The organism is Parendozoicomonas sp. 2304DJ65-17, assembly GCF_058148445.1.
The window spans coordinates 1-244 of record NZ_JBYVJV010000084.1 but is presented as its reverse complement, the minus strand read 5'-3'; the positions used below and the strand labels follow the sequence as shown (position 1 = coordinate 244).

Below are 244 nucleotides of genomic sequence, written 5' to 3'. Positions count from 1 at the left end.
AATATGGCTGGAGGAGTAAGACCACCAGATGCACGAGGGACGTGAAAATTTATGTAACCAGGGAAGGACGAATGCTTGGATATGAATTCTTCAAGCCTGCTTTGTAAGGCTGGATTGTCGTCTGTAATGGCTCTCATAGCAGCCCAAAAGGCTTCGTTCTGGCTCTTCAACTGAGCCTTCTTCATCGCTTTGACCTCTTCCTCATGTTCTTCCTTCTCGCCTGTTGATGCCCCAACTTCAGGCG

1 protein-coding gene is annotated in these 244 nt (G+C 48.4%); it reads right to left on the bottom strand.

Going from position 1 to position 244, the window contains the following annotated elements; genetic code table 11:
• Positions 1 to 244: hypothetical protein (locus tag ACY2RR_RS24605; protein WP_490110837.1), on the bottom strand; the 244-nt coding region annotated here is incomplete at both ends.